Below are 21,777 nucleotides of genomic sequence, written 5' to 3' on the forward strand. Positions count from 1 at the left end.
GGCACGGCACTGACAAATGAGACGCCCAACTCCGGTTAGCCAACGCCGGTTTTGTGACGTTTTTAAAACCGGCGGACGGAGTGGGCGCCGGACCACGGTAGGCCCGTCGGCACCGTCAGCCAATCTGGTTATCCACAGGCCATGTGGACGACGGCCCAGATGCTGTGGAGAACCCATCAAAACCTGTGCACGACCCGGTGGACAGGCCTGTGAACAAGCACCCAGCCGTCTCGGCGAGACGTCTCTGACCTGCGGTATTGCCGTCCACCGGCTGTGCAGAAGAAAAACTTTCCCAACCAGCGCAAGATCGCTTCGAATGGTGCACAGCAGTGCGTACCGCTGGACGGAAGGTAAGGGGTGCAAAACCTTTGCATCTCTTACCTGTGGACGATTAGATTGGTGCACATGACACAGGCCCCCGCGCGTCACCGAACCGGCCGGAGACAGCACGACCGAGAGATCGTCTCGTTGGCCGTGCCGGCCTTCGGCTCCCTCGTCGCCGAGCCCCTCTTCCTCATGGCCGACACCGCGATCGTGGGCCATCTGGGCACGGCCCAACTCGCCGGCCTCGGCGTCGCCTCGGCCCTGTTGATGACCGCCGTCAGTGTCTTCGTCTTCCTCGCCTACGCCACGACAGCGGCGGTCGCCCGCCGCGTCGGCGCGGGCGACCTCCAAGCCGCCATCCGCCAGGGCATGGACGGCATCTGGCTGGCACTGCTCCTCGGCGCTGCCGTCGTCGCCGTCGTCATGCCGACGGCGTCCGGCGTCGTGGATCTCTTCGGCGCCTCGGACGCGGCGGCCCCCTACGCCATCACGTACCTGCGCATCTCTGCGCTCGGCATACCGGCCATGCTCGTCGTCCTGGCCGCGACCGGTGTCCTGCGCGGCCTCCAGGACACCAAGACTCCTCTCTACGTCGCCATCGCCGGCTTCGTCGCCAACGGTGCTCTCAACGCGGGGCTCGTCTACGGCGCCGACCTGGGGATCGCCGGATCTGCCTGGGGCACCGTCATCGCCCAGTGGGGCATGGCGGTGGTCTACCTCGTGGTGGTTGTGCGCGGTGCGCGCAAGCACGGTGCCTCGCTCCGCCCGGACGCCGCCGGGATCAGGGCCTCTGCACAGGCCGGTGTGCCCCTGCTGGTTCGTACCCTCTCCCTGCGGGCGATCCTGATGATCGCCACGGCGGTCGCCGCCCGCCTCGGTGATGCCGACATCGCCGCACACCAGATCATCCTGTCGCTGTGGAGCCTGCTCGCCTTCGCCCTCGACGCCATCGCCATCGCGGGACAGGCCATCATCGGGCGCTACCTCGGAGCCGGTGACACACAAGGCGCCCGCGAAGCATGCCGTCGCATGGTCGAGTGGGGGATCGCCGTCGGGGTCGTCCTCGGCATCCTGGTCGTCATCGCCCGACCGGCATTCCTGCCCCTGTTCACCAGTGACTCCGCGGTCAAGGACGCGGCGCTGCCCGCCCTGCTCATCGTCGCCCTCTCACAGCCGATCTCCGGCATTGTCTTCGTCCTGGACGGAGTTCTGATGGGCGCCGGCGACGGCCCCTATCTGGCCTGGGCGATGCTGCTCACTCTGGCGGTCTTCACCCCGGTCGCCCTGCTGGTGCCGGTACTGGGCGGCGGGCTCACCGCCCTGTGGGCCACCATGACGCTGATGATGACCGTACGGATGGTGACGCTGTGGCTCCGGACCCGCTCGGGCCGCTGGATCGTGACGGGCGCGACCCGCTGACCGCCCGACTCCGCCCTCGCTGACTGTTTCACGTGAAACACCGTGTTTCACGTGAAACGACGAGAGCGCTGAAACAGCGATGGGGCCGCACCCCGGAGGATGCGACCCCATCGCTCACTGCCTCAGCGAGCGCGGCACTCAGGCCGCGACGACCTCGATGTTGACCTTGGCGGCAACCTCGGGGTGCAGACGCACGGACGTCTCGTGAGCGCCCAGCGTCTTGATCGGCGAGCCCAGCTCGATGCGGCGCTTGTCGACCTCGGGGCCACCGGAAGCCTTGATCGCGGAAGCGATGTCGGCCGGGGTGACGGAACCGAAGAGACGACCGGCGTCGCCGGAGCGGACGGCCAGACGAACCTTGACCGCCTCGAGCTGGCCCTTGATCTGGTTGGCCTGCTCGATGGTCTGGATCTCGTGGATCTTGCGAGCACGACGGATCTGCTCGACGTCCTTCTCGCCACCCTTGGTCCAGCGGATAGCGAAGTTCCGCGGGATCAGGTAGTTGCGAGCGTAACCGTCCTTGACGTCGACGACGTCGCCCGCGGCACCGAGGCCGGAGACCTCGTGGGTGAGGATGATCTTCATGTGTCGGTCACCCTTCCCTTATCGCGCGGTGGACGTGTAGGGCAGCAGCGCCATCTCACGGCTGTTCTTGACGGCCGTGGCGACGTCACGCTGGTGCTGCGTGCAGTTGCCGGTCACGCGGCGGGCACGGATCTTGCCGCGGTCGGAAATGAACTTCCGCAGCATGTTCGTGTCCTTGTAGTCCACGTACGTGACCTTGTCCTTGCAGAAAGCGCAGACCTTCTTCTTCGGCTTGCGCACAGGCGGCTTCGCCATGGTGTATCTCCTGTGTGATCAAGAAGTTGGGGTGCGAACCCGCCCTAGAAGGGGGGCTCGTCCGAGTAGCCGCTGCCGCCGGAGCCACCGCCCCAGCCGCCGCCACCGCCCTGGTTGCCACCGGCGGGAGCGCCGGTCGCCCACGGGTCGTCAGCGGGAGTGCCGCCGCCCTGCTGGCCGCCACCGGGGCCGCCGCCCCAGCCGCCGCCACCCTGGGCGCCACCGCCACCGCCGCCGCCGTAGCCGCCCTGGCCACCGCGGCCGGTGGTCTTGGTGACCTTGGCCGTGGCATTGCGCAGGCTGGCGCCGACTTCCTCGACGTCCAGCTCGTAGACCGTGCGCTTGACGCCCTCACGGTCCTCGTAGGACCGCTGCTTCAGCCGGCCCTGCACGATGACGCGCATGCCTCGCTGGAGCGACTCGGCGACGTTCTCCGCCGCCTGACGCCAGACCGAGCAGGTCAGGAAGAGGCTCTCGCCGTCCTTCCACTCGTTCGTCTGGCGGTCGAAGGTGCGGGGAGTGGACGCGACACGGAACTTCGCGACGGCCGCACCGGAGGGGGTGAAGCGCAGCTCGGGGTCGTCGACAAGATTGCCGACCACCGTGATGACGGTCTCGCCTGCCATGGGGGAACCTCTCGGCGGGTTTGCTCTGGCTGCTTGCTACTCGAATCCCGGGATCAGCTGAGCGTGAGAGCTCAGTGGGTCTCGGGACGGAGGACCTTGGTCCGGAGGACCGACTCGTTCAGGTTCATCTGGCGGTCGAGCTCCTTGACGACCGCAGGCTCGGCCTGCAGGTCGATGACCGAGTAGATGCCCTCGGGCTTCTTCTTGATCTCGTACGCGAGACGACGACGGCCCCAGGTGTCGACCTTCTCGACCTTTCCGCCGCCGTCACGGACGACAGACAGGAAGTTCTCGATCAACGGAGAGACAGCGCGCTCCTCGACCTCGGGGTCGAGGATGACCATCACCTCGTAGTGACGCATGTGGAACCCACCTCCTTTGGACTCAGCGGCCACGGTCGTTCCGTGGCAGGAGGGTTGTGATGCGTAGGCAACGGTATCGGCCACCACTGACAATCGGGGGTTCTGTGGAGAAGCCCTTGCCGTGACATGGGCAGACACCGGTGCGGAGGGTACAGACTACCCGCATAGCGGCTTGCGGTTGAAATCCGGCCGTCAGGGCAGCCAATCTGTACACATCGGGTGTGTATGGCGCTACATTGCGCCGACTTTCGCAGGAGGTGCCCTATGGCACAGGCATTGCGACCCAACACCGCCGGCGGCCTCTTCGCCACGGACGGCAAGCCCCACCCCCTCCAGGACACCCTGCTCGCGGTGACCCTGGTGCTGGGCATCACGTCGTTCATCACGGCACTGGTCGACGAGGACCTGCATCTGCTGAGCTCCTGGACCGGCCTGGTGGGCATTCTCACCGGCGCGTACGGCCAGTGGGTGTCGGAGACGACCCGGGAGCGCTTCGGACTGATCCTCGGCCTCGGTGCCGCGGCCGTCGGGTTCTTCCTGGGCATGGCGCACGGCGGTCTCTTCGGCGGTCTCATCGACTGACGCCAGGGACACTCCTTCCGAACACCGGGTGCCGTCCCGGCCGCTCATGGGCCGGGGCGAAGGTTCCGTACGCCCAACCGGCGCGCATCCAAGGCGCAGTAGGCTTCGCGCGAGAGCCGGAGCCCCTGACCCTATGGGGACACACCAGCCCGAGGAGCGCCCCGAAATGAGCCTGACCCTGAGGACCATCAGTCGAGAGCAGCATCTGGCCTACATCCAGAGCCTGCCGTCGGCGAGCCACATGCAGGTCCCGGCCTGGGCTGACGTCAAGGCGGAGTGGCGCTCCGAGAACCTCGGATGGTTCGACGACAGGACGGGCGAGCTGGTCGGTGCCGGTCTGGTCCTCTACCGGCAGCTCCCCAAGATCAAGCGCTACCTCGCCTACCTGCCCGAGGGCCCGGTCATCAACTGGTTCGCGCCGAATCTCCAGGAGTGGATCGAGCCGATGCTGGCGCACCTGAAGCAGCAGGGCGCGTTCTCGGTGAAGATGGGGCCGCCGGTGGTCATCCGCCGCTGGGAGGCCACCTCCATCAAGCAGGGCATCCAGAACCCCGACGTGAAGCGGCTGCGCGACATCGAGGCCGACCACATCGAGCCGCGCGCCTTCGAGGTCGCCGACAAGCTGCGCCGCATGGGCTGGCAGCAGGGCGAGGACGGCGGCGCCGGCTTCGGCGACGTCCAGCCCCGCTACGTCTTCCAGGTGCCGCTGGCCAACCGCTCCCTGGAAGAGGTCCACAAGAACTTCAACCAGCTGTGGCGCCGCAACATCAAGAAGGCCGAGAAGGCCGGTGTCGAGGTCGTCCAGGGCGGCTACCAGGATCTCGAGGAATGGCAGCGGCTGTACGAGATCACGGCCGTGCGCGACCACTTCCGGCCGCGTCCGCTGTCGTACTTCCAGCGCATGTGGACGGCCCTCAACAGCGAAGACCCCAACCGCATGCGGCTGTACTTCGCCCGGCACAACGGCGTGAACCTGTCGGCGGCGACGATGCTGATCGTCGGCGGGCACGTCTGGTACTCCTACGGCGCGTCCGACAACATCGGCCGCGAGGTCCGGCCCTCGAACGCGATGCAGTGGCGGATGCTGCGCGACGCCTACGCGCTCGGAGCCACCGCCTACGACCTGCGCGGTATCTCCGACTCGCTGGACGAGACCGACCACCTCTTCGGCCTGATCCAGTTCAAGGTGGGCACGGGCGGGCAGGCCGCCGAGTACCTCGGCGAGTGGGACTTCCCGCTGAACAAGCTGCTGCACAAGGCGCTCGACATCTACATGTCGCGCCGCTGATGTCACGTTCAGTGCTTCCATACCTCTGATACACGGCAACCACGAGAAAGGTTCCAGGTCCGGCCATGGCGCTCACGCTCTACGTCGACACCGCGCGCTGGCGGGCGCACCACAAGCACGTGCAGGAGCAGTTCCCCGGCCTCGTGCCGGTCTGCAAGGGCAATGGCTACGGCTTCGGGCACGAGCGGCTGGCGGAGGAGGCCACGCGGCTGGGCTCGGACGTCCTCGCCGTCGGCACGACGTACGAGGCCGCCCGGATCAAGGACTGGTTCGGCGGTGACCTGCTGGTGCTGACGCCGTACCGGCGCGGCGAGGAGCCCGTCCCCCTGCCGGACCGGGTCATCCGCTCGGTGTCGTCGATAGACGGCGTGTACGGCCTCGTCGGCGCCCGTGTGGTGATCGAGGTGATGTCCTCGATGAAGCGGCACGGCATCAGCGAGCAGGATCTGTCCCAGCTGCACGCCGCCATCGAGAACATCCGCCTGGAAGGCTTCGCGATCCACCTGCCGCTGGACCGCACCGACGGGTCTGACGCGGTCGAGGAGGTCATCGGCTGGATGGACCGGCTGCGCGCCGCCCGGCTGCCTCTGCACACCATGTTCGTCAGCCACCTCAAGGCCGAGGAACTCATCCGTCTCCAGCAGCAGTTCCCGCAGACGCGGTTCCGTGCCCGCATCGGCACGCGGCTGTGGCTGGGGGACCACGAGGCCACCGAGTACCGCGGCGCGGTCCTGGACGTCACGCGCGTGGCCAAGGGCGAGCGCTTCGGCTACCGGCAGCAGAAGGCGGCCTCCGACGGCTTCTTGGTGGTCGTGGCGGGCGGTACGTCGCACGGGGTGGGTCTGGAGGCCCCCAAGGCGCTGCACGGTGTCATGCCGCGCGCCAAGGGCGTCGCCCGGGCCGGCCTCGCGACGGTCAACCGGAACCTTTCTCCGTTCGTCTGGGGCGGCAAGCAGCGCTGGTTCGCCGAGCCGCCGCACATGCAGGTGTCGATCCTGTTCGTGCCCGCGGACGCCCCGGAGCCGAAGGTCGGCGAGGAGCTGGTGGCCCATCTGCGGCACACCACCACGCAGTTCGACCGGCTCATGGACCGCTGAGCGGCACACGCACGGACGGGCCCAGCACAGCAAGCACAGCCGGCACAGCGAAAGGCCGTACACGGTTTCCCGTGTACGGCCTTTCGCATCGTTCGCTCAGAGCGAACCGCCCGTCGCGCCCCGCCTGCCCCATTCGACCTGCGGCCCGTCGAACTGAGCGGCCGCGTGCCGGGCGGGTCGGGCCGCAGGGCCCAGGACGAAGACGTCCTGAGCGCCGTCGAGCACTCCGCCCGAGGGGTCGTCGTCCCCGGACCGGCGCACCGGATCCCGCTCCGGCATGAAGATGTCACGCACGACCATGACGCACAGATACAACGTGCCCAGCAGGTGCAGGCCGATGGCCCAGTGGTAGCCGTCGGTGGGCAGCCCCTTGTGGGCGTCTCCGCTGGTCGTGTACGCGAGGTACATCCAGATCCCCAGGAAGTAGGCCACCTCGCAGGCCTGCCAGATCAGGAAGTCCCGCCACTTCGGCCGGGCGAGGGCGGCCAGGGGGACCAGCCACAGGACGTACTGCGGCGAGTAGACCTTGTTGGTGAGGATGAACGCCGCGACGATCAGGAAGGCTAGCTGGGCGAACCGCGGACGACGCGGAGCGGTCAGCGCGAGCACCGCGACACCCGCGCAGCACAGCAGCATCAGCAGCGTGGCGAGCGTGTTGACGGTGTCGGTACTGAGCGGGTCGTCCGAGTTCTGGGCCATGATCAGCCAGAAGGAACCGAAGTCGACGCCCCGTTCCTGGCTGAACGTGTAGAACTTCGACCAGCCCTCGAACGCGAAGAGCATCACCGGACCGTTCACGACGACCCAGGCGACGATCGCACCGCCGAGAGCCGTCCCGAACTCACGCCACTTGCCCGCCCGCCAGCACAGCACCAGCAGCGGCCCGAGGATCAGGAAGGGATAGAGCTTGGCGGCCGTGGCGAGTCCCAGCAGGACGCCGAAGGCGAGGGAGCGGCCGCGCGACCACATCAGCATCGCCGCGGCCGTCAGGGCGACCGCCAGCAGGTCCCAGTTGATGGTCGCCGTCAGAGCGGCGGCAGGCGCCAGTGCGACCAGCAGGCCGTCCCAGGGACGCCGGGCATGGGTGCGGGTCACGCAGACGGCGATGACCGACGCACACGCCATCAGCATCCCGGCGTTGACCATCCAGTACCACTGTTCCTGGTCCTGGATGCTGCCGCTGCCGGGCGTGAGCCAGGAGGCAACCTCCATGAAGACGCCGGTGAGCACCGGGTACTCCAGGTACTGCATGTCGCCGGGGAGCTTGTCGAAATACGGCACGAGCCCGTCGGCGAAGCCACGCCCCTGGTAGAGGTGCGGGATGTCCGAGTAACACGCGTGTGTGTACTGGGAGCTGGCCCCGAAGAACCAGGCGCCGTTGTAGCAGGGCGCCTTCTGAACCAGGCCGAGGGCGAACATGCCGATCGCCACCAGCGCGATCACCCGCACGGGAGTCCACCTGGACGCCCCGAGCAGGGCACGCCGCCCGAGCGGGCCGCCGATCAGCTCGCTGCCGGCCGCGGCGACCCCGTCCTCGTGGGTCGGCCGCACCGGTTCCGGCTCATGGACGCTCGCTCGCGTCGATTCTGCACTGGCCATGCCGCACATCCTGCCGTACGCGTCTGTCCATACGCCGAGGGCCGCCGCACCAGGTTGGTGCGGCGGCCCCTGTTTCACGTGAAACACCTTTCGCGTTTCACGTGAAACACCCAAGCCGGGCGATCGGTCGGCTATCCCTCGGAGCCTCCGAAGATGCCTCCGTTGCCGTTGCCTCTGGTGTTGCCGACGTCCCCGCCCGTGTCGCTCGGCGAGGGCGAGGGCGACACGTCTCCGCCTGTACCGCCGCCGTTCTCCGTACCGCCGTCGTCCTCGCAGCCGAAGAACCCACAGGTGTCACTCGGTGAGGGCGACGGAGAAGTCGGGGTCTCGCTGGGCGTCACGCTCGGCGACGAGGACGGGGTTTCGCTGGGCGTGATGCTCGGGGTCGGGGTCGGGGTCGGAGCACCCACCGCGTCCTGGATCTCGCCGATCTCCTCGGCTTCCGGGAAGCCGGGGTCGGGCTTGCCCTTCAGCGCCGCCTTCATGTACTCGGTCCACACCTCGGTGGGAGTGTCACCACCGTGGATGGACGGCTCACCCGCCGTGCCGTTCATGGAGAGCAGCTTGGCGCTCTTGGGGTCCTCACGGAACATCGCGACCGAGGTCGACAGTTGCTGGGTGTAGCCGACGAACCAGGCCGACTTGTTCTCGTCCGTCGTACCGGTCTTGCCGGCCGCCGTACGGCCCAGGGACAGGGCGTTCTTGCCCGTACCGTTCTGGATGACGTTCTCCAGGACGTCCGTGACGTTGTTCGCCACGTTCTCGGGCATCGCCTGCGTGATGCGCGGCTTGTCGAAGCCTTCGACTTCCTGCCCGTTCAACTTGACGCTGGTCACCGAGTACGGGGCGGCCTGCTTGCCGGCGGCGGCGAACGTCGCGTAGGCGTCAGCCATGCGGATCGCGCTGGGGGTCGACGTACCGAGCGCGAACGACGGGTTGAGGTGGGCGAAGCTGGCGTCCAAGATGCCGGACTTCTCAGCCACGTCCCGCACGTTCCTCATCCCGACGTCCATGCCGAGCTGGACGAACGGGGTGTTGACGGACTGCTCCATCGCCTTACGCAAGGTGATGTAGCCCCACGGGCGATCGCTCTCGTTCTTCTGGAGGAACGGTGTGTTGTCCTTCTTCATGACGTAGGAGCCGTCATTGTTCCTGACCTTGAGACGGTCGTTGCCGTTGTACTTGCTGAGCGGCGAGAGAGGACCATCGCTCCGGTAGGTGCCGTGCTCCATGGCGGCGGCGAGCACGAACGGCTTCCATGTCGAGCCCACGGGGACGCCCGAGGTGTCGGCGTTGTTGTTGAAGTGGCCCTTCTCGTAACCGGCACCACCGTAGAGCGCGACGATTGCACCGTCCTTGGGCTTCACCGACGCCGCACCGAACTGGACGTGCTTGTCCAGCTCACGCTTGTCCGGGTCCAGCTTTTCGTCCTCGACCTTCTTGACGGCCTTGGCCAGCGCCTCGACCTTGTCCTTCTCGAAGGTCGTCTTGATCTGGTAGCCGCCCTGGTCGAACTCCCGCTCCGTGATGTTGGAGTGGTTCAGGACGTACTTCTTGGCCGTGTCCACCAGGTAGCTGATCTGGCCGCTCATGCCCTTGGTCGCCTTGCGGCCCTGGGGCATGGGGTACTCCTTGATCGCCTCCTGGTACTGGGCGTCCGTGAGCTTGTTGTCCTTGTGCATCTGCTCGAGGATCCAGCGCCAGCGCGTCTCCGAGCGCTTGCGGTTGGCGTCCTTGTTCGCTGCCTCGTCGATACCTTCGTTGCCCGCGGGGTCGTAGTACGTCGGGCCCTTGAGCAGAGCGGCGAGGAAGGCGCACTCGCTCGCATCGAGGTCTTCCGCGTTCTTGCCGTAGTACGTCTGGGCGGCGGCCTGGATGCCGTAGGCGCCACGCCCGTAGTACGAGGTGTTGAGGTACCCCTGGAGGATCTCGTCCTTGGTGAGCTTCGTGCCCACCTTGATCGAGATGAACATCTCCTTGAACTTACGGCTGACTGTCTGTTCCTGGCTCAGGTAGGTGTTCTTGACGAACTGCTGGGTGATCGTAGACCCACCCTGCGTGTCAGCGCCCCGGGCCATGTTCGCCAAAGCCCGGGCGATACCCATGGGGTCGACGCCTGAGTCCTGGTAGAACGTCTTGTTCTCGGCCGAGATCACCGCCTGCCGCATGGCCTTGGGGATCCGGTCGATCGTGACGTTCTGCCGGTTCTGGCCGCTGCCCGTCGCGACCATCTGCTTGCCGTTGGACCAGTAGTAGACGTTGTTCTGCGACCGGGCCGCCGCGTTCTCCTCGTTCGGGACGCCCACCATGGCGTACCCGATGCCCGCCACGGCCACCAGGCTGCCGAAGAAGCCGATGCACAGGCCGGAGACGAGCCTCCAGGACGGCAGCCAGCGCTGCCAGCCGTACTTGCCGACCCGCGGATAGTCGATCAGCCGCTTCTTGTCGGGGAAGGCAGCCGCACGCCCCCTGCCTCGCCCGGGCCCGGCCGGCCCGCCGGGAGCGGCGCGCCGGCCACCACGGCCCGGTTCGGCCGCTCTGCGGCGGCTGCCTCCGGTGCTTCTCTGCGCCGCACGCCGGGCCTCGGCACGGCCGCCGTACGCACGCTCCTCACCCCCCGCGTCATAGGAGTCCGACCCATAGGAGTCGGACGGAGACCCGGTGGCGCCTCGCGGGGCCGCGCGGCGGCCGGAGGACGAGCCGGACTGGCCGCGTCGGGCCGCGGCACGTCCGCCTCCCTGCGGCTGCGGCGGTTTGCGACGGTGCTCGCTCATCGAACGACTACTCCTCGGGCAGGCGCACCCTTGCGCGCCTGGAAACGGCGGCTGGTTTCCGGTCCCCCCGAAGTACGGATGCGGTCGGCTCCGCATTCATCGGTCCCGCATGCACCCGTACTACACCGAAGACGACGACGCTCTCAGGCGTCACTTGGTTCCCGGTGATGTGCATGGCGCACAGACTACGCACCGCCAAAACCTGCCGAGGCCTGAACTTCACCTCAAATCAGGCAACTCGTGTCCGATGAATCGGTGATGTGATCCCGTTCACCACACCGCCTCTTGTCGCATCCGGAAGGCCGTTCTATCGTCGTGATGTATCGAGTCGATACATCAGCGCGACACATCGGTCCGACACATCGGGTACCGCGGCAGAGAGGAGGCGACGATGAGCCGGCGTTCCGGGATCCTCGAGTTCGCCGTACTCGGCCTGCTCCGCGAATCTCCGATGCACGGCTATGAGCTGCGCAAACGACTCAACACGTCACTGGGTGTGTTCCGTGCGTTCAGCTACGGGACGCTCTACCCCTGCCTCAAGACGCTGGTCGCCAACGGCTGGCTGATCGAGGAGCCGGGGAACGACACCGAGGCCGCTCCCCTCACCGGCCGCCGCGCCAAGATCGTCTACCGGTTGACGGCGGAGGGCAAGGAGCACTTCGAGCAGCTGCTCTCGCAGACCGGGCCCGACGCGTACGAGGACGAGACATTCGCCGCCCGTTTCGCTTTCTTCGGGCAAACCTCACGCGACGTGCGCATGCGCGTGCTGGAAGGCCGCCGCAGCCGGCTGGAAGAGCGCCTCGAGAAGATGCGCCTCTCCCTGGCCCGGACCCGGGAGCGCCTCGACGACTACACGCTTGAGCTCCAGCGCCACGGGATGGAGTCCGTGGAGCGCGAAGTGCGCTGGCTGAACGAGCTCATCGAGAGCGAGCGGGCGGGACGGGACCTGAAGGGTCCCGCCTCCGGGGAGCCCGGTTCGCGTGACACCACATCTGGAGCGTCAGGCGGCCTGCCCCGGCCGGGGGACGACCCCCGTCCGGATACGCCCGACGACACCGCCACGTGAGAGCCCGTGGAAGGGCCTCACTCGTACACACAGGGAGCAACCGGAATGGGTTCGGTTCGCGTAGCCATCGTCGGTGTGGGCAACTGCGCCGCATCGCTGGTGCAGGGAGTCGAGTACTACAAGGACGCCGACCCGGCGTCCAAGGTGCCGGGCCTGATGCACGTCCAGTTCGGCGAGTACCACGTCCGCGACGTCGAGTTCGTCGCCGCGTTCGACGTGGACGCCAAGAAGGTCGGTCTCGACCTGGCGGACGCCATCGGCGCCTCCGAGAACAACACCATCAAAATCTGCGACGTACCCAGCACCGGCGTGACGGTGCAGCGCGGCCACACCCTCGACGGCCTCGGCAAGTACTACCGCGAGACCATCGAGGAGTCCGCCGAGGAGCCGGTCGACGTCGTCCAGGTCCTCAAGGACAAGCAGGTCGACGTCCTCGTCTGCTATCTGCCCGTCGGCTCCGAGGACGCGGCGAAGTTCTACGCCCAGTGCGCCATCGACGCCAAGGTCGCCTTCGTCAACGCCCTGCCAGTCTTCATCGCCGGCACCAAGGAGTGGGCGGACAAGTTCACCGAGGCGGGCGTCCCGATCGTCGGCGACGACATCAAGTCCCAGGTCGGCGCCACCATCACGCACCGCGTCATGGCGAAGCTGTTCGAGGACCGTGGCGTCGTCCTGGACCGCACGATGCAGCTGAACGTCGGCGGCAACATGGACTTCAAGAACATGCTGGAGCGCGACCGCCTGGAGTCCAAGAAGATCTCCAAGACGCAGGCCGTCACCTCCCAGATCCGCGACCGCGACATGGGCGCGGACAACGTCCACATCGGCCCGTCCGACTACGTGGCCTGGCTCGATGACCGCAAGTGGGCGTACGTCCGCCTGGAGGGCCGTGCGTTCGGTGACGTCCCGCTGAACCTGGAGTACAAGCTCGAGGTCTGGGACTCCCCGAACTCGGCGGGCGTCATCATCGACGCCCTGCGCGCCGCCAAGATCGCCATGGACCGTGGCATCGGCGGCCCCGTGCTCTCCGCGTCGAGCTACTTCATGAAGTCCCCGCCCGTCCAGTACTACGACGACGAGGCCCGCGAGAACGTCGAGAAGTTCATCAAGGGTGAGGTCGAGCGCTGAGGCGCCACAACCAGTCGCTCCTGCCAGGGCTGTGAGGGTCCCCGGGTCGTACGACCCGGGGACCCTCTCCGTATGTGAGGCTGTGCCCCATGGCCGTCGTCCGTGACCTGCGTGTCCTGTTGCGTTTCCAGGGCTTCAGGCGCCTGCTCGGCGTGCGCCTGCTCTCCCAGGGCGCCGACGGCGTCTACCAGGTCTCGCTCGCCGCGTACGTGGTCTTCTCGCCGGAGAAACAGACCTCGGCGGCCGCGGTCGCCTCCGCCATGGCGGTGCTGCTGCTCCCGTACTCCCTCGTCGGCCCCTTCGCCGGTGTCCTGCTGGACCGCTGGCGGCGCCGCCAGGTCCTGCTGTACGGCAGCCTGCTGCGCGCCCTGCTGGCCGCCGCCACAGCACTGCTGATACTCAGTCCGGCTCCGGACTGGCTCTTCTACGTCTCCGCCCTGTGCGTCACCGCCGTCAACCGTTTCGTCCTCTCCGGTCTGTCCGCCGCGCTGCCCCGTGTGGTCGACGCCGAGCGCCTCGTCCTCGCCAACTCCCTTTCCCCGACCGCCGGGACGCTGGCGGCGACCGCGGGCGGCGGTATCGCCTTCGTCGTCCGCCTGTTCGTGGCGGACTCCGACGCCGCCGTGGTGCTCGTGGGAGCCGTGCTGTATCTCTGCGCCGCCCTGGCGTCGCTCAGCATGGCGCGTGAACTCCTGGGTCCCGACCGGACATTGGTGCGCGAGCGGATCGGTACGGCTCTCAGAGGCACCGCTCGCGACCTGGTGGCGGGGGTCCGTCACCTGGCCGCGCCGCAGCGCCGGGAAGCGGCCTGGGCGCTCGCGGCGATGGCGCTGATGCGCTTCTGCTACGGCGCCCTGCTGGTGATGCTGCTGATGCTCTGCCGGTACGCGCTCACCACGACCCCGGACGACGGACTCGCCCTGCTGGGGCTGGCGTTGGGCGTCTCGGGCGCCGGCTTCTTCGCGGCGGCCGTGGTGACGCCCTGGACCGCCGGACGGCTCGGGCCGGGCCGCTGGATCGTCGTGTGCGCGGGTGCCGCCGCCCTCCTGGAACCCGCTCTGGGACTGCCGTTCGCCACTGCCCCTCTGCTGGCCGCGGCCTTCGTCCTGGGTCTGACCACCCAGGGGGCGAAGATCTCCACGGACACGATCGTCCAGTCCTCCGTGGAGGACGGCTTCCGTGGCCGGATCTTCTCGGTCTACGACGTCCTTTTCAACGTCGCTTTCGTCGGAGCCGCCGCCGTCGCCGCCCTGATGCTGCCGCCGGACGGCCGATCCGCGCCTCTGGTGATCACGATCGCCGTTATCTACGCGGCAGTAGCTGTGGCTATGGGCCGGTTTGGCCGCCAGTAAGTGTCACATAAATGACACAGAGCCACATCTGACTACTGCGGTGTCAGTGGGGACCGATAGCTTACGTGCGTCTTATCTCGCGACATGTTCGCGTCATTCACCCATGTTCAAGGGGGACCCCCAAGTGACTACTCCGCCGCCCCAGGGCAACCCGTTCGCGCAGGGCCAGCCCGCGGGTCAGCCCCAGGCTCCGTACCCGCCGCAGGGGGGCTACCCCCAGCAGCCCGGCCAGCCTGGCTTCCCGCCCCAGGGAGCGGCTCCGTACGCGCCGGTTCCGCCGCAGCCGACCGGCCGTAAGCCCAGCTTCAAGACCATCAAGAACATCGCCATCGTCATCGTGGTGGCGAGCATCGCCATCGGCGGCTACATAGCCAGCCGGGACGACGCCAAGACGGCGGCCGTCGGCGACTGCATGCACCGCGGCAGCACCAACGACAACAACCCGGACCTCGAGGTCGTCGAGTGCAGCGACGCGAAGGCTCAGTTCGAGGTGCTGGCCAAGATCGAAGGCAAGTTCCTCACGGACACCCTGGCCTCCAGCAAGTGCGAGGCGGAAGCCAAGGGCTTCCAGTACGTGTACACCGAGAGCGGTGACGGCAAGGACTTCCTGCTCTGCCTGAAGGACAAGAAGTAAGGCAGACACAGCGAGGGGTGGTGTTTCACGTGAAACACCACCCCTCGGCCCGTATCCGGGGTCATGTTTCACGTGAAACATGACCCCGATTCACAGCCTCAGCCCTCCTGCTCGGCCCACCACTCCTTGAGAGCGGCCACCGCGGAGTCATGCTCCATCGGCCCGTTCTCCAGGCGCAGCTCCAGCATGTGCTTGTACGCGCGACCGATGACCGGACCGGGACCGACACCGAGGATGTCCATGATCTGGTTGCCGTCGAGGTCGGGGCGGATCGAATCCAGCTCCTCCTGCTCCTGCAGCTTGGCGATCCGCTCCTCCAGACCGTCGTACGCACGCGACAGGGCCGCCGCCTTGCGCTTGTTGCGCGTCGTGCAGTCCGAGCGGGTCAGCTTGTGGAGGCGGTCGAGGAGCGGGCCGGCGTCACGGACGTAGCGGCGGACCGCCGAGTCCGTCCACTCCCCCGTGCCGTAGCCGTGGAAGCGCAGATGGAGTTCGACCAGATGTGAGACGTCCTTCACCAGCTCGTTGGAGTACTTCAGCGCCGTCATACGCTTCTTGGTCATCTTCGCCCCGACCACCTCGTGGTGGTGGAACGAGACCCGGCCGTCCTTCTCGAAGCGACGCGTGCGGGGCTTGCCGATGTCATGCAGCAGGGCGGCCAGACGGAGGGTCAGGTCGGGACCGTCGTCCTCCAGCGCCATCGCCTGCTCCAAGACGATCAGCGTGTGGTCGTAGACATCCTTGTGCCGGTGGTGCTCGTCACGCTCCAGGCGCAGGGCCGGCAGCTCGGGCAGCACCCGGTCGGCGAGGCCCGTCTCGACGAGCAGCGAAAGGCCCTTACGCGGGTATGGCGACAGGATCAGCTTGTTCAGCTCGTCCCGTACCCGCTCGGCCGAGACGATCTCGATACGCCCGGCCATCTCGTTCATCGCCGCGACCACCTCGGGAGCGACCTCGAAGTCGAGCTGAGCCGCGAAGCGTGCGGCCCGCATCATCCGCAGCGGATCGTCCGAGAAGGACTCTTCCGGTGTGCCAGGAGTACGCAGCACGCGCGAGGCGAGGTCCTCGAGCCCGCCGTGCGGATCGATGAACTCCTTCGCCGGCAACGCGACGGCCATCGCGTTCACCGTGAAGTCGCGGCGGACGAGGTCCTCCTCGATGGAGTCGCCGTACGACACCTCGGGCTTGCGCGAGGTCCGGTCGTACGCCTCCGACCGGTAGGTGGTCACCTCGATCTGAAACTGTCGATCAGCGTCTCCGACGCGGGCGTTCTTCTGCGCTCCGACCGTGCCGAAGGCGATACCGACCTCCCAGAGGGCGTCCGCCCACGGGCGCATGATCTTGAGTACGTCCTGGGGGCGGGCATCGGTCGTGAAGTCCAGGTCATTGCCGAGCCGGCCCAGCAGCGCGTCCCGGACCGAGCCGCCGACCAGGGCAAGTGAGAACCCGGCCTCCTGGAAGCGGCGGGCAAGGTCGTCGGCGACAGGAGCGACCCGCAGCAGTTCACTCACCGCGCGGTTCTGCGCCTGGCTCAGGGCACTGGGCGTTTCTTCGTTGGCGTTCGGCACAACAGAAGAGGGTACGTGGCCCGGGCGCCCCCGAGCTCCCCCTGTTGCGCGTACAGACACGTCCGTCAATACGCGCACAAGGGATGCTCTTGCCCTGTGGACCTCCACTGTCTGCCATACGGCGACATTCCGGGCAGCACGGCGCCGAGCCGCGATCTTGTGGAACGGACCGCGGCACTTCCCCTCAGCGCGCATCGTTACCATGCGTGGACGCACATTCCGACGACCACTGACGACGACGAGGGACGGGCGAGCGCGTGGCCGAGGCGGCAGACTTCCAGGGGACCAGTGCCTCACCTGCCCGCCGGTGGCTGCGGCGCACCGGGGCACTGCTCGCCGGTGCGCCCCTGCTGGCCGGACTCCTCCAGCTGCCTGCCGCGACGCCGGCGGACGCGTCCGGGCAGGAGTCCGCGCAGGCTGCCTCCGGCGCGGGCTCGGTGTCCGTCGCTGTCGACTCGCTCACCCCCAGCGCCCCCACCGAGGGGGACACGGTGAGCGTGACGGGCACGGTGACCAACAACGGCAAGCAGCCGGTCACCGACGCCCACGTCGACCTGCGGGTGGGGCCCTCGCTCGACACCCGCTCCTCCATCGACGCCCTCGCCAAGAAGAGCGACGACGTCCAGGGCCCCCCGGGCAAGGCGGTCGGCGGCAAGTACACCGAGAAGTTCTCCAAGCTCACTCCCGGCGTCGCGGAGCCCTTCGACATCTCCGTGCCGGTCGATGAGCTGGACCTCGGCGAGGACGGTGTCTACCAGCTGGCCGTCGCGCTCTCCGGTGAGACCGCCGCGCAGCCCTGGGACCAGGTTCTCGGCGTCCAGCGCACATTCCTGCCGTGGCAGCCGGAGGAGGCCGGCACCAAGACGAAGACCACGTTCCTGTGGCCGCTCGTCTCCGACGTCCACATGACGGCCGAGACGGGGTCGAACGAGCAGCAGACGCCGGTCTTCAGCAACGACGATCTCGCCGAGGAGATCTCCCCGGGTGGCCGCCTCGACCAGATGGTGTCGCTGGGCAAGGGCCTCGACATCACCTGGGTGATCGACCCGGATCTGCTGGCGTCCGTCGACGCGATGACGAAGAACTACCAGGTCAGGGGCGAGGACGGCACGACCACCTCCGGCCGCGGCCAGGCCGTCGCCAAGCAGTGGCTCTCCGAGCTCCAGCAGGCGGTGGCGGGCAAGGAGGTCGTCGCTCTGCCGTTCGGCGATCCGGACCTGGCCTCCCTCGCCCACAACGGCACGACCGTCACGGGCTCGCTGAGCCACCTCAAGGACGCCACCGACGCTGTCGACAACACGGTGCAGACGATCCTCCACGTGAAACCGTCCACCGACTTCGCGTGGCCCGTGGACGGTGCCGTCGACCCGTCGATCATGAAGGTCGCGACCTCCGCGGGCGCCGACAAGGTGATCGCCCGCAGTGACAGCCTCCAGGACAACCTGTCGTACACGCCGTCCGCGGCCCGGCCCATCGGCGGCGGCACCACGGCGGTCGTCGCGGACTCCAGGATGTCCACGGCGTTCCAGGGCAACCTGACGAGAGCCTCCGCGTCCACGCTCGCCGTGCAGCGCTTCCTGGCGCAGAGCCTGACGCTCGGCCTCCAGACCGGCAAGCAGCGCAGCGTCGTCGTCGCCCCGCAGCGCACCCCCTCCGTAAACCAGGCGCAGGCGATGGCCGAGGCGCTCGGTGCCCTCCAGGGCGGGAACTGGTCCGAGTCACAGGACCTCTCGGCCGCCGCCAAGGCCAAGCCGGACCCTGCGGCCAACAGGAAGGTGCCGCCCGCCGACGCGTACCCCTCCTCGCTGAGCAAGCAGGAGCTGCCGCGAGCCGCCTTCGAGCAGATCGCGAGGACGCGGGACGACCTCGACAACTTCAAGGTGATCCTCACCGACGAGTCCCGGGTGGTCACCCCCTTCGGGCGGGCCATGAACCGCGAGATGTCCACGTCGTGGCGTGGCCGGGGCGTCGCGGCGGTGGGATACCGCGATGACGTCGAGTCCTACCTCGACGGGCTGATCGACGGGGTCAAGCTGATCGATAAGTCGGACACCAAGCTTTCCGGCCGCAGCGCGACGATCCCGGTGACCGTCCAGAACAACCTGGTCCAGGGCGTGGAGCACCTGAAGCTGCGGCTCACGTCGCAGAACCCGACGCGACTCAAGATCGACGGCAACGCCTACGAGGAGCAGCCGGTCGCCGTGAACGGCGGGCACAGCCAGTCGGTGAAGTTCACCACGTCCGCCAACGCCAACGGCCGGGCGGAGGTGGTCGCCCAGCTGTACACGGAGGACGGCCAGAAGTACGGCGCGCCCGTCACCTTCGACGTGAAGGTCACCGAGGTCACGCCCACAGTGATGCTGGTCATCGGCGGCGGCGTCCTGCTCCTGGTCCTCGCCGGCTTCCGCATGTACACCCAGCGCAAGCGCGCCGCCGCCCGTGAGGCCGCCGAGGACGCCGCCGGGGAGGCGGAGGACGACGTCGACAACCCGGTCGCCACTCCGCAGAACCCGGAAGCCCCGGGCGACCGTCTCAAGGAGGAGTCCGAGGCCGGGTCGCGGGCAGACGCCCCGCAGCAGCCGAGTGACCCGGCCCCGGACACCGCAGCGGAAAGCGCCGACCCGTCCGGCACGGGTGAGAGAGTGGACCGTTGAGATGTCGTGGCCGGTGGGCCCGGGACGATGAGGTGGGGTAACCATGAACGCGCCGTACGACGGTGACCACGGCCGTGGCGTGGGCAGCTCGGGCTACCCCGAGTCGGGCGGGCCCGAGGGCCCGCAGCCCGAGCACGGCCAGGTGCCGCCGCAGCCGCCCGCGGACATGTACCTCCAGGACGCCTACGCCCAGGACCCCTACCGGGCACAGGACCTCTCCGCCCAGGACCCGGTCGCCGAGGCGCACTACGACCGCGCCGCACACCCCCCGCCCCCTCCGGGCACGTACGAGCCGCAGCAGCTGTACGGCCAGCCGCCGCAGTCCCCGTACGCGCCCGACCCGCGGGTGTGGGCCCAGACGCCCCCGCCGGAGCCGGAGGGCCCGACGCGGCACCTGCCGTACGGCGACGACGCCCGGACCACCCAGTTCGTGGGTGTGGACGATCTCGTCTCCCAGGCGGGCGAGCCGCGCCAGGAGCCGGACGCGTTCGCGCATCTCTTCCGGGACCAGCAGCAGGGCAGCGGTCACCCCTCCTACGAGTCGCCGTCGGTCCCCGGCCCGTCCCCGGCCCCCGGCCAGATGGGGCAGGGGCAGTACGCGGCGCAGGGCCAGTACACGGCGGGCCAGTACCCGGCTCCCGGCGCGACCGCGGCGGTGCCGGCGGTGGACGACACCCCCGCCCCAGAGCCCGCCGCCTCGCCCCCTGCGAAGAAGAGCGGCCGCGCCGCGGGCCTGATGAAGTCCAGCGCCGTGATGGCGGCGGGCACGATGGTCTCCCGCCTCACCGGCTTCATCCGCTCCGCGCTGATCGTGTCGGCCATCGGCGTCGGTTTCCTCGGTGACACCTTCCAGATCGCCTACCAGCTGCCGACGATGCTCTACATCCTCACGGTCGGTGGCGGTCTCAACTCCGTCTTCGTTCCGCAGCTGGTCCGCGCCATGAAGGAGGACGAGGACGGCGGCGAGGCGTACGCCAACCGCCTGCTGACCCTCGTCATGGTGGCGCTCGGCGCACTCACCGCGCTGGGGATCTTCGGCGCGCCGCTCCTGATCCGCATGATGTCCCCCTCGATCGCCAGCGACCCCGCGGCGAATCAGGTCGCCATCACCTTCGCCCAGTACTTCCTGCCCTCGATCTTCTTCATGGGCGTCCACGTGGTGATGGGCCAGATCCTCAACGCCCGCGGGAAGTTCGGCGCGATGATGTGGACCCCGGTCCTGAACAACATCGTCATCATCGCGACGCTGGGCATGTTCATCTACGTCTACGGCACCGCCGCCGACTCGGAGATGAAGGTCACCACCATCCCGCCGGAGGGACAGCGACTCCTCGGCGTCGGTGTCCTGCTCGGCCTCGTGGTCCAGGCGCTGGCGATGATCCCCTACCTGCGCGAGACCGGCTTCCGACTGCGGCTGCGCTTCGACTGGAAGGGCCAGGGCCTCGGCAAGGCCGTCACGCTCGCCAAGTGGACGGTCCTGTTCGTCCTGGCCAACCAGGCGGGCGCCATGGTCGTGGTCTGGCTGTCCACCGCGGCGGGCAAGGCCTCGCCCGTCGACGGCACCGGCTTCTCCGCCTACGCCAACGCACAGCTCATCTGGGGCCTGCCGCAGGCCATCATCACGGTCTCCCTCATGGCTGCCCTGCTGCCGCGCCTGTCACGCTCGGCGGCCGAGGGCGACGGCGGCGCCGTGCGCGACGACATCTCCCAGGGCCTGCGCAACACAGCGGTCGCCATCGTGCCGATCGCGTTCGGCTTCCTCTCCCTCGGCATCCCCATGTGCACGCTGATGTTCGGCTCCTCGGGCACCAGTGAGGCCACCAACATGGGCTTCATGCTGATGGCGTTCGGTCTCGGTCTGATTCCGTACTCCGTGCAGTACGTCGTCCTGCGCGCCTTCTACGCCTACGAGGACACCCGAACTCCCTTCTACAACACGGTCATCGTGGCCGCGGTCAACGCGGGCGCCTCGGCGGTCTGCTACTTCGTCGTCCCGCCGCGCTGGGCCGTGGTCGGCATGGCCGCCTCGTACGGCCTCGCTTACGCGATCGGCGTCGGCGTCGCCTGGCGCCGGCTGCGCAAGCGGCTGGGCGGGGACCTCGACGGCGCCCGTGTTCTGCGGACTTACGCCCGGCTGTGCATCGCGTCGATCCCGGCGGCCCTGCTCAGCGGCGCGGCCTGCTACGGCATCGGCCGCACGCTCGGCCAGGGTGTCGTGGGCTCGCTCGCCGCGGTGCTGGCGGGTGGTGCCGTGCTGCTCGTGATCTTCTTCGTCGCCGCCCGGCGCATGCGCATCGAGGAACTCAACTCGCTGGTCGGCATGGTCCGCGGACGGCTGGGACGCTGAGTCGGGGAGGGGAGGCGCACAACCATCGTCAGCCACCGCGTGTCGTGCATAGCGGCGGACTGTGGGCACAATTGGTTTCGGCGTCGGACGGCGTACAACGGATGCCGGACGGCGCGC

Annotated in this window: 17 protein-coding genes; 10 read left to right on the forward strand and 7 right to left on the reverse strand. The window is 68.2% G+C overall.

Annotated elements, in window-relative coordinates:
- Positions 1–405: 405 nt before the first annotated feature.
- Entirely contained in the window at positions 406–1,743 is a 1,338-nt protein-coding gene (locus QC385_RS19185) for an MATE family efflux transporter (RefSeq protein WP_279542536.1), read from the forward strand.
- 138 nt (positions 1,744–1,881) lie between these two features.
- On the opposite strand, the gene rplI is transcribed toward QC385_RS19185, so the two are convergent.
- From rplI to rpsF, 4 genes are all read right to left on the reverse strand, one after another.
- Complete coding sequence (rplI, locus tag QC385_RS19190) at positions 1,882–2,328, reverse strand: 50S ribosomal protein L9 (protein WP_086599149.1); 447 nt, start codon at positions 2,326–2,328, stop codon at positions 1,882–1,884.
- Between the two features lie 18 nt (positions 2,329–2,346).
- On the reverse strand, positions 2,347–2,583 hold the full coding sequence (gene rpsR, locus QC385_RS19195) for a 30S ribosomal protein S18 (protein WP_003949403.1): 237 nt from the start codon (positions 2,581–2,583) through the stop codon (positions 2,347–2,349).
- Positions 2,584–2,627: 44 nt separating this feature from the next.
- Positions 2,628–3,209 carry a single-stranded DNA-binding protein gene (locus QC385_RS19200; protein ID WP_279542537.1) on the reverse strand — a complete coding sequence of 194 codons (582 nt, stop codon included), beginning with the start codon at positions 3,207–3,209 and terminating at the stop codon, positions 2,628–2,630.
- 71 nt (positions 3,210–3,280) lie between these two features.
- The gene (gene rpsF, locus QC385_RS19205; RefSeq protein WP_030847098.1) at positions 3,281–3,571 is read right to left on the reverse strand and encodes a 30S ribosomal protein S6; all 291 of its coding nucleotides are present in this window, start codon (positions 3,569–3,571) and stop codon (positions 3,281–3,283) included.
- 264 nt (positions 3,572–3,835) lie between these two features.
- On the opposite strand from rpsF, the gene QC385_RS19210 reads away from it, so the two are divergent.
- The 3 genes from QC385_RS19210 (at position 3,836) to QC385_RS19220 (ending at position 6,538) form a co-directional block, all read left to right on the forward strand.
- Complete coding sequence (locus tag QC385_RS19210; RefSeq protein WP_279542538.1) at positions 3,836–4,153, forward strand: hypothetical protein; 318 nt, start codon at positions 3,836–3,838, stop codon at positions 4,151–4,153.
- 166 nt (positions 4,154–4,319) lie between these two features.
- Positions 4,320–5,441: a peptidoglycan bridge formation glycyltransferase FemX gene (femX, locus tag QC385_RS19215; RefSeq protein ID WP_279542539.1), complete on the forward strand. Its 1,122-nt coding sequence runs from the start codon at positions 4,320–4,322 to the stop codon at positions 5,439–5,441.
- A gap of 65 nt (positions 5,442–5,506) precedes the next feature.
- Positions 5,507–6,538, forward strand: coding sequence for an alanine racemase (locus QC385_RS19220; protein ID WP_279542540.1), 1,032 nt, complete (start codon positions 5,507–5,509; stop codon positions 6,536–6,538).
- A 96-nt stretch (positions 6,539–6,634) separates the two neighbouring features.
- Here QC385_RS19220 and QC385_RS19225 read toward each other — a convergent pair whose 3' ends face one another.
- A complete protein-coding gene (locus QC385_RS19225) occupies positions 6,635–8,146 on the reverse strand; it encodes a glycosyltransferase family 87 protein (RefSeq protein ID WP_279542624.1) in 1,512 nt (503 codons plus the stop codon).
- 122 nt (positions 8,147–8,268) lie between these two features.
- Positions 8,269–10,911 (reverse strand): transglycosylase domain-containing protein, encoded by a 2,643-nt coding sequence (locus tag QC385_RS19230; protein ID WP_279542541.1) that lies wholly within the window; start codon positions 10,909–10,911, stop codon positions 8,269–8,271.
- 391 nt (positions 10,912–11,302) lie between these two features.
- Here QC385_RS19230 and QC385_RS19235 point away from each other — a divergent pair, with 391 nt between their 5' ends.
- From QC385_RS19235 to QC385_RS19250, 4 genes are all read left to right on the forward strand, one after another.
- A complete protein-coding gene (locus tag QC385_RS19235; protein WP_150481899.1) occupies positions 11,303–11,977 on the forward strand; it encodes a PadR family transcriptional regulator in 675 nt (224 codons plus the stop codon).
- Between the two features lie 45 nt (positions 11,978–12,022).
- Positions 12,023–13,105 carry an inositol-3-phosphate synthase gene (locus tag QC385_RS19240; RefSeq protein WP_279542542.1) on the forward strand — a complete coding sequence of 361 codons (1,083 nt, stop codon included), beginning with the start codon at positions 12,023–12,025 and terminating at the stop codon, positions 13,103–13,105.
- An 89-nt stretch (positions 13,106–13,194) separates the two neighbouring features.
- Positions 13,195–14,457 carry an MFS transporter gene (locus QC385_RS19245; protein ID WP_279542543.1) on the forward strand — a complete coding sequence of 421 codons (1,263 nt, stop codon included), beginning with the start codon at positions 13,195–13,197 and terminating at the stop codon, positions 14,455–14,457.
- A 124-nt stretch (positions 14,458–14,581) separates the two neighbouring features.
- Positions 14,582–15,091, forward strand: coding sequence for an LppU/SCO3897 family protein (locus QC385_RS19250; RefSeq protein ID WP_279542544.1), 510 nt, complete (start codon positions 14,582–14,584; stop codon positions 15,089–15,091).
- Between the two features lie 98 nt (positions 15,092–15,189).
- Here the strand turns inward: QC385_RS19250 and QC385_RS19255 are convergent, their stop codons facing one another.
- Positions 15,190–16,659 (reverse strand): CCA tRNA nucleotidyltransferase, encoded by a 1,470-nt coding sequence (locus QC385_RS19255; RefSeq protein WP_279542545.1) that lies wholly within the window; start codon positions 16,657–16,659, stop codon positions 15,190–15,192.
- A gap of 257 nt (positions 16,660–16,916) precedes the next feature.
- On the opposite strand from QC385_RS19255, the gene QC385_RS19260 reads away from it, so the two are divergent.
- Both QC385_RS19260 and murJ read left to right on the forward strand, forming a co-directional pair.
- Complete coding sequence (locus QC385_RS19260) at positions 16,917–19,313, forward strand: DUF6049 family protein (protein ID WP_279542546.1); 2,397 nt, start codon at positions 16,917–16,919, stop codon at positions 19,311–19,313.
- 43 nt (positions 19,314–19,356) lie between these two features.
- Positions 19,357–21,660, forward strand: a complete 2,304-nt coding sequence (gene murJ, locus QC385_RS19265; RefSeq protein WP_279542547.1) for a murein biosynthesis integral membrane protein MurJ — start codon at positions 19,357–19,359, stop codon at positions 21,658–21,660.
- Positions 21,661–21,777 lie beyond the last annotated feature (117 nt).

Origin of the sequence: Streptomyces sp. DH10, from assembly GCF_029813805.1 — a bacterium.
In the GTDB taxonomy this organism is placed as follows: Bacteria; Actinomycetota; Actinomycetes; order Streptomycetales; family Streptomycetaceae; genus Streptomyces; species Streptomyces coeruleofuscus.